This is a genomic window from Pseudochrobactrum lubricantis (genome assembly GCF_041929865.1).
In the GTDB taxonomy this organism is placed as follows: Bacteria; Pseudomonadota; Alphaproteobacteria; order Rhizobiales; family Rhizobiaceae; genus Pseudochrobactrum; species Pseudochrobactrum saccharolyticum.
This window is the reverse complement of record NZ_JBHEEE010000003.1, coordinates 235948-247069: the sequence shown is the minus strand read 5'-3', so window position 1 is coordinate 247069 and position 11122 is coordinate 235948. Positions and strand designations below refer to the sequence as shown.

The window sequence follows — 11122 nt, the reverse complement described above, 5'->3', positions numbered from 1 at the left end:
TAGAGAAATCTATGTGCTGAAAGCCGGATCAGCTTTTCAACATCGTACCGGTTTTCTCTTTCAACGCATACCATGAGATGGCTTCTTCAAGAATATGCGGGGTTTGACCGCCACGCTCACAGGCGCGGGCAAAGTAGTCGCGCAATTGCGGGCGGTAATCCGGATGGGCACAATTCTCGATAATCACGGATGCGCGTTCACGCGGAGCAAGGCCGCGCAGATCGGCAAGGCCGTGTTCTGTCACCAGAATATCCACATCATGTTCCGTATGGTCGACATGCGGCACCATCGGCACGACTGAGGAAATCGCACCATTCTTGGCAACCGATTTGGTGACGAAAACCGACAGGAAGGCATTACGTGCAAAGTCGCCCGAACCGCCGATGCCGTTCATCATATGTGTACCGGCCACATGGGTGGAATTCACATTGCCGTAAATGTCGAATTCCAGCGCGGTGTTGATACCGATAATACCAAGGCGGCGGATAACTTCCGGATGATTGCTGATTTCCTGCGGACGCAGCACCAGCTTGTCTTTGTAGCGGTCGAAATTACCGAAAACGCGCTCGCCGCAAGCCTGACTGAGTGTGATCGAAGAGGCCGAAGCAAAGCTGAGCTTACCTGCATCCATCAGATCGAATGTGCTGTCCTGCAACACTTCGCTATACATGCGCAAATGATGGAAGGGACTGTCCACGAGGCCGGTCAGAACCGCATTGGCAATCGTGCCGATACCGGCCTGCAACGGGTTAAGAGACAGGTCAAGGCGGCCTTTTTCTACTTCACTTTCAAAGAAATGAATCAGGTGTCTGGCAATGGCTGATGTTTCGCTGTCTGCCGGTTCAATCAGTGAAGCACTGTCCGACTGTTCCGTGATGACAATCGCTGCGATTTTTTCAGGCGGGATCGGAATATAAGGCGTGCCGATGCGGCTTTCACAGGACACAACCGGAATCGGATCGCGGGACGGGCGCTTGGTCGGAATATAGACATCATGCAGCCCCTCCAGTGCCAGAGAGTGGCTGAGATTGATCTCAACAATCACTTTCTTTGCCAAAATGGCGAAACTGGCCGAATTACCAATAGAGGTTGTCGGGATCACACCGCCGTCTTCATTGATGGCAATGGCTTCAATAACCGCATAATCAACCGGCCCGATCTGATTGGAGCGCAATTGCTCAACAGTTTCAGAAAGATGCTGGTCGATAAACATCACTTCACCGCGGTTGATGGCGGCGCGCAAAGTGCGGTCAACCTGAAACGGCATACGGCGGGCAAGTACACCGGCTTCGGTGAGGATTTTATCGACATCATGGCCGAGCGATGCACCGGTAAGCAGGGTGATTTTGAATGGTGTGTCTTTAGCCTGCGCAGCCATGGCAACCGGCACGGCTTTGGCATCGCCGGCACGGGTAAAACCGCTCATGCCGATTGTCATCCCGTCTTTGATAAGGGCTGCGGCCTCGGCAGGTGTCACAACTTTATCTTGCAAGGAGGAATTGCGGATACGATCTTCTAGCATGGGAAACCTATATTCGAAGGATCTCTGACAGGGAGGAGTCAGAGAGTTAGTCGCATATGTATTGTATGCTGTTAATACGCAGTATCGGCGTAAGAGCAGAAGTTGAAGATTAACCTAAACGTAAACTGCTCTGCCAAAAGGGCTTATCTCTTACCGGAGGCTTTTGCCAGCTTTGTCTTTGATAAGGTCATTCTGTCGCGATTTTACATTCATGTGTCTTGAACGGACTATGCATAACAGGCTTGACGATAAGAACTTCATGCCTGTTACGAATGACTGCTTTTGACAGCATTGCAAAGCACATGGGCTGGGTCTAACAATAATGTCATATATGCTGACATTTATATGTAAGATAGTTTCCCATGCCAGATCATCAGCCGCCTGTAAGCCAGTCTGCGCCGCAGTTACTAAAAGCGCATCATAATGCAAATGGCTATAATGCGGATGCCGTTTCATCCTTTACGGAGCGGTTGCAATGGTTCGGACGTGGTGCGCGCAACATATTCAGCATACCGGCGCTGCTGCTGATCAGCTCATTTATCGGCTTTTCCGGTCTGGCCATTGAGAGCGGTATTACCATGGGGCAGGCAGTGTTTATGACGCTGACGATCTGGGCTCTGCCCGCCAAAGTGGTTCTGATCGGTGCGATCTCTGCTGGAAGCTCAATGGCTGCCGCTGCATTGGCTGTGGCACTGTCCTCCGTGCGTCTGATGCCGATGGTTGTGGCCTTGTTGCCAGAGCTTAAAGGGCCGCGTTCGCGCAAGATCACTTTGCTGTTTCTCTCGCATTTTGTGGCGGTGACCGCATGGGTCATGGCAATGGAACAGTTGCGCCATATTCGCCGTGATCTGCGCACCAGCTATTTTGCCGGTATCGGTGTAACACTGGTGCTGACCAATGCGGCTGTTGTAGCGCTGATTTATCTGCTTTCTGCCAGTTTTCCGCCGCTGCTCTTTGCAGCGCTTTTCATGCTGACACCGATGTATTTTCTCACTTCGCTCTGGCGCTCATCGCGTGAGCAGGCGGGCAAAGCGGCCTTGCTGAGCGGCTTGCTGATCTTTCCGGTGATGCATGCCATTGCACCGGGATATGATCTGTTGCTCACCGGCCTGACCGGTGGTGCGATGGCCTTCGGCTTTCATCTCTATGTGCAGAATTTGCGCCGGAAAGAGGCTCAGAAAGAAGTGCTGTCATGAATTTCGCAAGCTTTGATACATGGTGGTGGCCATATTTATTCATCCTGATCGCCGGTGCGCTGGCGACGGATATCTGGCGCTTTCTCGGCGTGTTGGTTGGCGGCAAAATGCGCGAGGATTCGCAAGCTCTGGTGCTGGTGCGCTGTGTGGCGACAGCCTTGGTGGCGGGCGTTATTGCCCAGCTTATTCTCTATCCGACGGGAGAACTTGCGAATTCGCCGATGTGGCTGCGGGCTGGTTCCGCCATTCTTGGCTTCATTGCGTTTCTGCTGGCGGGGCAGCGTATTCTGGTCGGTGTGCTGACCGGTGAAGCCCTGCTGCTCGCAGGACTTCTTATTTTATAATGCTCTGTGCAGAGATATAAGTCTTATAGATTAAAGGCTTGCGATAATCTTCTGACAGTTTTCAGCAAGCACAGCCTGATCTTCCATCTTGCCGGTATGACCGGTCAGGGCAACGCCTTCAAAACGCGGAATGACATGGAAATGCAGATGGAAAACGGTCTGACCTGCCGCCGGTTCGTTAAACTGCATGACGGTTACACCATCAGCATCAAAAGCCTTCTTCACCGCAACGGCTATTTTCTGCGTGGCAGCAGCCAGCTTGGCCAGCACGGCGCTGTCTGCATCGAGAAGGTTGCGTGAACCCTGTTTCGGGATGACAAGGCTGTGGCCTTTGCCCTGCGGCATCACATCCATAAATGCATAGACATCATCATCTTCATAGATTTTATGGCTCGGAATTTCGCCGCGCAGGATCTTGGCGAAAATATTGTCGCTGGCATAAGGCGTGGTCATGGATGGCTCCCTATTCAGATTGATGGAATTTGCGGAACGGACTGTGTTCCGCATAATAGCTGTTATTCATTTCGACTTCGCGGACCTCGCGGCGCAAATATTGCGCCACAGCATCACGAAAGCCGGGATGGCTGATATAATGGGCGGAATGGGTGGTCACAGGTTCATAGCCGCGTGCCAGCTTATGTTCACCCTGTGCGCCAGCCTCTACCACTGATAATTTATGTGCAATCGCATAATCAATTGCCTGATGATAGCAGACTTCAAAATGCAGAAACGGGTGATCTTCGATACAGCCCCAGTGACGGCCGAACAGCCGGTCACCACCGATGAAATTGATCGCACCGGCAATATAGTGCCCGTCGCGCTTGGCCATAATCAGCACAATATCATCGCCCATGCGCTCGCCGATCAGCGAATAGAATTCACGGTTGAGATATGGACGCCCCCATTTGCGGCTGCCGGTATCCATATAGAATGCGTAGAACTGATCCCAGATGTCTTCTGTCAGATCGGAGCCGGTCAGCCAGTCAATGGAAATGCCATTGCTCAGAGCTTCGCGGCGTTCGCGCTTTAAGGCTTTACGTTTGCGGGAAACAAGTTCTTCCAGAAAATCACTATATTCCTGAAAGCCATTGTTTTTGAAATGAAACTGCTGATCCTTGCGATGCAGGAAGCCGGTCTCAGTCAGAGCCTGAATATCCGGCACTTCAGCAAAGGTTACATGTGCGGATGACAACTGGTTCTGATTGGTGAATTGCGCAACGGCACTGGCAAGCAGGCGGCGCAGTTCAGGATTATTCTCTGTAGTCAGCAGGCGTGCGCCCGTTGCCGGAGTGAACGGAATACCCAGTTGCAGCTTGGGATAATATTGACCACCGGCACGCTCAAAGGCTTCAGCCCAGCCGTGGTCAAAAACATATTCACCCTGACTATGGGATTTCAGATAGGCAGGAGCTGCGGCCAGCAATACGCCCTGTTGTGTTTCAAGGCGCATATGGCAGGGCAGCCAGCCGGTATTTTCACCGACGCAGCCGGAATCTTCCAGCGCGGAAAGATAGGCATAAGAGAGAAACGGATTATAGGATTTGTTCGCAGCAATACCGTCTGTGGACGTGGCTGCGGAATGTTTGCTGGTTTCAGAAAATTGCGCCCATGCCTCAGGGCTGAAACCCTGCATGGAGCTGACGTTACGCAAAATAATGCTGGTTTCTTCCTCTGCTTCCTCACGCATAGCAATCAACCATTCCCACCCGTTTTGTCATGCCTGGTTTTTACCGGCGCATCACATTATGCGCCGGTAAGATATTGTTTTATCAAGCAAGAACGCTATCCGGTACAAAGCCTTCAAATGTAATCTGCTGTGCATGCATGTCGCTCACGGCCTTTTCCTCCGCGCTACGCACTGTCCATGTGATGACAGGACGGTTGAGCACGGTGCGGAAGAAGCTGATGAACGGGTTTGGCAGATGGTGGAAATTGTAAGAAACAAAATCCACATCATGCGCGAGCATGGCAAAGTGCTTTTCCATATCGGCGGCACTTGTACCTTCTGCCGTCAGACCGGCAACAACACCCGGTGCATCGCTGCGGAAACGGCGGATGAGGTGATGGTCGAAGGACATGATCGCCGCTTCGCCCTGATAGGTTTTCAGCTCTTTGGCAACGGCGGCAACCAGACCTTCATCCTGACCTTCAATGCCTTTGAGTTCGATAACCAGCGGCACGCGTCCGGCAACCAGATCAAGCATCTGGCGAAGCGACGGAGCGTGATCCTGTGTGGTGCCGATGGTCAGTGACTGAGCCTCGGCCAGTGTCAGATCACAAATGCGGCCTTCGCGGCCGGCAAGGCGATCCAGCACATCATCATGAAACACGATGACTTCACCGTCTTTGGTCAGATGCACGTCACATTCAATGGCATAATTGCCTGCAATGGCTGCACTGAAGGCCGGGAGAGTATTCTCCCAGACCTTTTTATTCATATCGTGCAACCCGCGATGGGCAATCGGCCGGCGGGTAAGCCATTTCAGTTCATCACGAGGCGCAGCGCTCATAATCAGGCAACCTCAATCACGGCTTCGATTTCAACCGGTGCATTCAGCGGCAGACCAGCCATGCCAACAGCGGAGCGGGCATGTTTGCCTGCATCGCCGAGAACGTCGATGAATAGCTGAGAACCGCCATTGGCAACAATGTGCTGATCGGTGAAATCAACAACAGACGCAACAAATACAGTGATTTTAACAATGCGCTTGATGCGGGAAAGATCGCCGCCAAGAGCCGCTTTTGCCTGTGACAGCACATTGATCGCGCAATATTTTGCAGCTTCCTGTGCTTGTTCAATGGTCAGGTCGCGGCCAACCAGACCGGTGGAAACGAGCTTGCCGTCTTTCAGTGGCAGCTGGCCGGAGGTGAACAGCAGATTACCGCTCTGGGAAAAAGGCAGATAGGCTGCAGCCGGTGCTGCGGATTCTGGAATTGAAATGCCGAGATCTTTGAGGCGGGTTTCGATTGTCGAGGTCATGGCGCTCTTTCCGGTTTTATTTTATCGTCACATCAGAGTGGACGGCAAACAATAAGGTCATTTTGGGGCGGTTTATATTCCGCAGGGATTCTTTAACAGTTTGCCCTTCATTGTCGGTTCCGAATGTCGGCCCTGAATTGTTGGGATGAATGTTTATGCGTGATCTGTGTGTTTTAGGTGTCATGCATATACAAAAATAAAGTTCAAACTGACAGAATCAGTGGAGCATAGCAAAAGCTGTGATTTTTGCCTCGCTTCCGCCATGAGTTATTTTAACATGGCGATAAATTTATCGGAGAATCTTTATGCGTTTTTTGCAGGCCCCCATTTTGCAGGCCCTTGTGTTCGGATCTGGTTTTGTTGTTCCTGCAGTGCTGAGCACCGTAGCTTATGCAGGAAGCACACTTCTGCCGCATCGCGCAGTTTATGATCTGACACTGGAACGCGCCGATGAAAAATCCGGCATTGCCGGTGTAACCGGACGTATGGTCTATGAGTTCAACGGCTCGGCCTGCGAAGGCTATACAACAAATTTCCGCTTCGTGACCCGTATCGATATGGAAGGGCAGGATCAGCGGGTTACCGATCAGCAGACCACTACTTTTGAAGCCGGAGACGGCAGCCGATTCCGTTTCGTCAATAAAACCTTTGTCGATAAAGAGCTGATTAAAGAAGTGCGCGGGAATGCGGCGCTTGGCGACAAGCAGATGGATGTGGCACTGACCAAGCCTGAAAAACAGGATTTGAAACTGGCACTCTCGCAGTTTCCGACCCGTCATATGGAAGAACTGCTTGTTCGCGCGCAAAAGGGCGACACTTTTTATCAGACGACAATTTTTGACGGTTCCGATGATGCCAATAAGATTATGGCGACCACAGCCGTGATCGGGAAAGGGCAGGTGCTGCCTGAAGACACCGAAACGAAAGTCATGGGTGAGGTGGCCAAGCAGGAAAGCTGGCCTGTGACCGTCGCTTATTTTGATGATGAAGAGAGCGACGAGGGGCTGCCGGTCTATCGCGTGAATTTCAAACTCTACCGCAATGGTGTGACCCGTGATCTGAACATGGATTACGGTGATTTTTCCATGAAAGGCACCTTGGTCAATCTGGAAATGTTTAAACCGGCAGCGGCGGCAACCTGCGAATAATCCGGCATAATTCTACAGGTTTCGATGACAAGGCGGCACTTCCGGAAACGGATTTGCCGCTTTTTTCATTTTATTGAATTTCCGTGCCTTGTATTCTGTAGTCTTGACTATAAATATCTCTGTGACTGAGATTGATCCGTGCGTGCTGCGGCGGCGCGGATAATTTTTACAAGCAAAGGTATTATAATGTCCGATCTTTTTTCTTCCTATGACCTCAATGGCCTGCCGCTTAAAAACCGTGTGGTGATGGCGCCTATGACACGCGCACGTGCCGTTGATACGGTGCCGAATAGCGACACGGCATTATATTATGCCCAGCGTGCCGGAGCAGGCCTGATTGTGAGTGAAGGAACGCCGATCTCTGATGAGGGGCGCGGCTATCTCTATACGCCCGGTGTATATTCTGCCGAGCAGGTTGAGGGCTGGAAAAAAGTAACGGATGCCGTTCATGCGCAGGGTGGTAAAATCTTCTCACAAATCTGGCACGTCGGACGTGTTTCCCATGTTTCCGTACAAAAGAACGGTATTGCGCCTGTTGCGCCGGTTGCTGAAATTGCAAAAGACTCAAATGTTTTTGCCCTTGGTGAGGGCGGAACACCGGGGCTGGTTGCCCCCAGCGCACCGCGTGCATTGAATGCTGACGATATTGCCCGCATTACCGGAGAATTTGCCGATGCCGCGGATAATGCCGTTAAAGCCGGTTTTGATGGTGTCGAAATTCACGGTGCAAACGGCTATCTGATTGAGCAGTTCATCAATGCCGGTTTCAATAAGCGTGAAGATGGCTATGGCGGCGCGACAATTGCCGGACGTATCCGCTTTGCGCTGGAGGTTGTTGATGCGGCCGTTGCACGTATCGGCTCTGCCCGTGTCGGTATCCGCCTGACACCTTTCAGCCGCCTGTTTGATCTTCATGCCTTTGACGGGGAGGAAGAAACATGGCTGACACTGGCTGCTGAACTCTCCGCCCGCAAACTGGCTTATATTCATATCGGCAATGCCGGTGGTTTGCTGGCAAAAGAAGAAGGCCGTGAATTCCTGAAGAAGTTCCGTGAGGTTTATCAGGGCACATTGATCTTTGCCGGCGGCTATACGCAGGAAACGGCTGAGCGTGTTCTCGATGAAGGGCTTACAGATCTGGTGGCTTTCGGCCGGCCATATATCTCAAATCCTGATCTGGCCGAGCGTATGCAGCGCGGCTGGCCGCTGGCACCGGCCGATCACACAACTTTCTATGGCGGTGCGCAAAAGGGTTATACCGATTATCCGGCCTATGAAGCTGTTTAAACGCAGATAAGGGCAGGGATGTTTCCGCCGCAGAACAAGAGTTCCGGCGGGAATGTCCCTGTGCTATAGTCTTATGGCTGTGTAATATCTGATAATGAAGGCTGCGTTCCGGCTTCCGGCGGTTTTTGACCGTTCAGGGCTTGCATTTTCTTCATTCATCGTTTACCAGCCGCATTATTCCACACACGGGATTTGGGTTATGGGCGGGAGAAATCCGCACAACGCCTCCGGTGGCACATTTGTGCCTCAGCCCGTGGAGGTTCAACCGGAAAAGGAAAATACAATGGCATTGCCTGATTTCAGCATGCGCCAGCTTCTGGAAGCTGGTGTTCACTTCGGTCACCAGACACATCGCTGGAACCCGAAAATGGCACCTTTCATCTATGGTGCACGTAACAACATCCACATTCTTGACCTGGCTCAGACCGTTCCTCTGCTGCACAATGCACTGAAGGTTGTTTCGGATACTGTTGCTCGTGGCGGCCGCGTTCTGTTCGTTGGCACCAAGCGTCAGGCTTCGGAAATCATTGCTGACGCTGCTGGCCGTTCGGCTCAGTATTACGTCAACTCCCGCTGGCTCGGCGGTATGATGACCAACTGGAAAACCATTTCCAACTCGATCCAGCGTCTGCGCAAGCTTGACGAACTGCTGTCGAGCGAAGCTCAGGGCTATTCCAAAAAGGAACGCCTGACTCTGGAACGCGAACGCGAAAAGCTGGACCGCGCTCTCGGTGGTATCAAGGATATGGGCGGCGTTCCTGACCTGATGTTCATCGTCGACACCAACAAGGAATCGATTGCAATTCAGGAAGCCAAGCGTCTTGGTATCCCTGTTGTTGCTGTTATCGACAGCAACTGTAATCCAGACCAGATCGATTTCCCGATCCCAGGTAACGATGATGCTGCTCGCGCAATCTCGCTCTATTGCGATCTGATTGCTAAAGCTGCTCTGGACGGCATTATGCGTCAGCAGGGCGCTCTGGGCATCGATATCGGTGCGCAGGCTGAAGCTCCTGTTGAGCCAGCTCTGGAAGCTGCTGAAAACGCTTAATTCGTTTTTTTGTCTGCCGGATCTGTTTTCAGATCCGGCAGATATTCTGCTTAAAAGACACAATTTGCCGTGTTTGCAGAGCTTCAAAAAACTGAAGTTTTAAACCGGTAAATATCTGAAACGGGTGAGTCGTTTCTGATTCCGTCTGCGCACGGTGAAATCTGTGTCTTATTTAATTCGAGCCTTTTCGGCTCCTGCTATCCCGTATGTATACAGTTGACGCTTTGCAGAAATTGCAATGCGGGCTGTAATGATTAATCGGTCATTGGATAAAAGACAGGTCCGCTGTCTGAACAATGATCCATAGCGGGCATGCCGCTTTGCCGGATGTCTGCTGCTTTCTCTGAGAGGCGACAATGAGCATTACCGCAGCAATGGTTAAAGAACTTCGTGAACTCAGCGGCGCAGGCATGATGGACTGCAAGACCGCTCTGAACGAAAATAATGGCGATATGGAAGCTGCCATGGACTGGCTGCGCAAGAAGGGTATCGCTAAAGCTGACAAGAAAGCCGGCCGTACAGCTGCTGAAGGTCTGGTAAGCGTTGCCAGCGAAGGCAAAAAAGCTGTTGTTGTTGAGGTTAACTCCGAAACAGACTTCGTTGCCCGTAATGCTGCTTTCCAGGAAATCGTTCTGAACGTAACCAAGGTTGCTCTGGGCACCGACGGTTCAACTGATGCCGTTGCAAACGCAACCTATCCGGGTTCGGAAAAGACTGTAACTGACACCATTAAAGATGCTGTTGGCACCATCGGTGAAAACATGGCATTCCGTCGTTCCGCTGCTCTGAGCGTGGAAAACGGTGTTGTTGCTTCTTACATCCACAACGGCGTTGCAGACGGCCTCGGCAAGCTGGGCGTTCTGGTTGCTATCGAAACAACCGGTGATGCAGAAGCTGCTGCCGCTATCGGTCGTCAGATCGCTATGCACGTTGCTGCAACCAACCCGCTGGCTCTGACTTCTGCTGAAGTTGATGCTGCTGCTGTTGAGCGCGAAAAAGCAATCTTTGCTGATCAGGCCCGTCAGTCCGGCAAATCGGAAGAAATCATCGCCAAGATGGTTGACGGCCGTATGCGCAAGTTCTTTGAAGAAGTTGTTCTTCTGTCGCAGGCTTTCGTTATCAACCCAGACCTGAGCGTAGAAGCTGCGCTTAAAGAAGCAGAAAAAACAATCGGCGCGCCTGCTAAGGTAACCGGCTTTGTTCGCTTCGCTCTGGGCGATGGCATTGAAAAAGAAGAAACCGACTTCGCTGCTGAAGTTGCTGCCGTAAACAAAGGCTAATTCTTTACAGGCGCCTCCTGAATTGCGATGCGCCTTTCAGAATGTGGGTTTACTGCCCGAATTTAAAATGCCGGTCTGACTCTGTCAGGCCGGCATTTTTACGACATGCGTAAAACAAGAAAACAGAGCGGGCGCTAAGCATTCCATAAAATGCAACAGGCTCTAAAAACTTGTCAGTTATGAAAGGGCATCGCGTGACAATGCGATGCCCTTGATGTATGCGAAACATATTCATGCTTTTTCTTGTCATCTGCACCGGTCATGCAATTATGCTTGGCGACGGTTGCTCGCGGCAGAAAATCATTCTGTGTTCC

The 11122-nt window shown here is 51.6% G+C and carries 11 protein-coding genes; 6 read left to right on the top strand and 5 right to left on the bottom strand.

Annotated features, from left to right (window positions below; genetic code table 11):
• Positions 1-28: 28 nt before the first annotated feature.
• Positions 29-1522, bottom strand: a complete 1494-nt coding sequence (gene scpC, locus JNC80_RS08285) for a succinyl-CoA:acetate CoA-transferase ScpC (RefSeq protein WP_376710027.1) — start codon at positions 1520-1522, stop codon at positions 29-31.
• 527 nt (positions 1523-2049) lie between these two features.
• On the opposite strand from scpC, the gene JNC80_RS08280 reads away from it, so the two are divergent.
• Positions 2050-2718 (top strand): AzlC family ABC transporter permease, encoded by a 669-nt coding sequence (locus JNC80_RS08280; protein WP_225688412.1) that lies wholly within the window; start codon positions 2050-2052, stop codon positions 2716-2718.
• Positions 2715-3062, top strand: coding sequence for a branched-chain amino acid transport AzlD family protein (locus tag JNC80_RS08275; RefSeq protein ID WP_225687730.1), 348 nt, complete (start codon positions 2715-2717; stop codon positions 3060-3062). Before JNC80_RS08280 ends, JNC80_RS08275 begins: the two co-directional genes overlap by 4 nt.
• Before the next feature lie 30 nt (positions 3063-3092).
• Here the strand turns inward: JNC80_RS08275 and JNC80_RS08270 are convergent, their stop codons facing one another.
• The 4 genes from JNC80_RS08270 to JNC80_RS08255 form a co-directional block, all read right to left on the bottom strand.
• Positions 3093-3515, bottom strand: a complete 423-nt coding sequence (locus tag JNC80_RS08270) for an HIT family protein (RefSeq protein WP_376710026.1) — start codon at positions 3513-3515, stop codon at positions 3093-3095.
• A gap of 10 nt (positions 3516-3525) precedes the next feature.
• On the bottom strand, positions 3526-4695 hold the full coding sequence (locus JNC80_RS08265) for a GNAT family N-acetyltransferase (RefSeq protein WP_376710136.1): 1170 nt from the start codon (positions 4693-4695) through the stop codon (positions 3526-3528).
• Between the two features lie 136 nt (positions 4696-4831).
• Positions 4832-5572 carry a glycerophosphodiester phosphodiesterase gene (locus JNC80_RS08260; RefSeq protein WP_376710025.1) on the bottom strand — a complete coding sequence of 247 codons (741 nt, stop codon included), beginning with the start codon at positions 5570-5572 and terminating at the stop codon, positions 4832-4834.
• 2 nt (positions 5573-5574) lie between these two features.
• Entirely contained in the window at positions 5575-6042 is a 468-nt protein-coding gene (locus tag JNC80_RS08255; RefSeq protein ID WP_022712400.1) for a RidA family protein, read from the bottom strand.
• 305 nt (positions 6043-6347) lie between these two features.
• Here JNC80_RS08255 and JNC80_RS08250 point away from each other — a divergent pair, with 305 nt between their 5' ends.
• The 4 genes from JNC80_RS08250 to tsf all read left to right on the top strand — a co-directional run bounded on the left by JNC80_RS08250 (position 6348) and on the right by tsf (position 10808).
• A complete protein-coding gene (locus JNC80_RS08250; protein WP_225687736.1) occupies positions 6348-7190 on the top strand; it encodes a cell envelope integrity EipB family protein in 843 nt (280 codons plus the stop codon).
• 186 nt (positions 7191-7376) lie between these two features.
• Positions 7377-8477, top strand: coding sequence for an alkene reductase (locus JNC80_RS08245; protein WP_376710024.1), 1101 nt, complete (start codon positions 7377-7379; stop codon positions 8475-8477).
• A gap of 283 nt (positions 8478-8760) precedes the next feature.
• Complete coding sequence (rpsB, locus tag JNC80_RS08240) at positions 8761-9528, top strand: 30S ribosomal protein S2 (protein WP_028233986.1); 768 nt, start codon at positions 8761-8763, stop codon at positions 9526-9528.
• A 356-nt stretch (positions 9529-9884) separates the two neighbouring features.
• Positions 9885-10808 carry a translation elongation factor Ts gene (gene tsf / locus JNC80_RS08235; RefSeq protein ID WP_022712396.1) on the top strand — a complete coding sequence of 308 codons (924 nt, stop codon included), beginning with the start codon at positions 9885-9887 and terminating at the stop codon, positions 10806-10808.
• The last annotated feature ends 314 nt before the right edge of the window (positions 10809-11122 follow it).

Excerpts from the sequence above, each read along its gene's own strand:
- scpC (WP_376710027.1), bottom strand. The coding sequence starts at position 1,522 with ATGCTAGAAGATCGTATCCGCAATTCCTCCTTGCAAGATAAAGTTGTG.
- JNC80_RS08275 (WP_225687730.1), top strand. The coding sequence starts at position 2,715 with ATGAATTTCGCAAGCTTTGATACATGGTGGTGGCCATATTTATTCATC.
- JNC80_RS08270 (WP_376710026.1), bottom strand. The coding sequence starts at position 3,515 with ATGACCACGCCTTATGCCAGCGACAATATTTTCGCCAAGATCCTGCGC.
- JNC80_RS08265 (WP_376710136.1), bottom strand. The coding sequence starts at position 4,695 with ATGCAGGGTTTCAGCCCTGAGGCATGGGCGCAATTTTCTGAAACCAGC.
- JNC80_RS08260 (WP_376710025.1), bottom strand. The coding sequence starts at position 5,572 with ATGAGCGCTGCGCCTCGTGATGAACTGAAATGGCTTACCCGCCGGCCG.
- JNC80_RS08255 (WP_022712400.1), bottom strand. The coding sequence starts at position 6,042 with ATGACCTCGACAATCGAAACCCGCCTCAAAGATCTCGGCATTTCAATT.
- JNC80_RS08250 (WP_225687736.1), top strand. The coding sequence starts at position 6,348 with ATGCGTTTTTTGCAGGCCCCCATTTTGCAGGCCCTTGTGTTCGGATCT.
- JNC80_RS08245 (WP_376710024.1), top strand. The coding sequence starts at position 7,377 with ATGTCCGATCTTTTTTCTTCCTATGACCTCAATGGCCTGCCGCTTAAA.
- rpsB (WP_028233986.1), top strand. The coding sequence starts at position 8,761 with ATGGCATTGCCTGATTTCAGCATGCGCCAGCTTCTGGAAGCTGGTGTT.
- tsf (WP_022712396.1), top strand. The coding sequence starts at position 9,885 with ATGAGCATTACCGCAGCAATGGTTAAAGAACTTCGTGAACTCAGCGGC.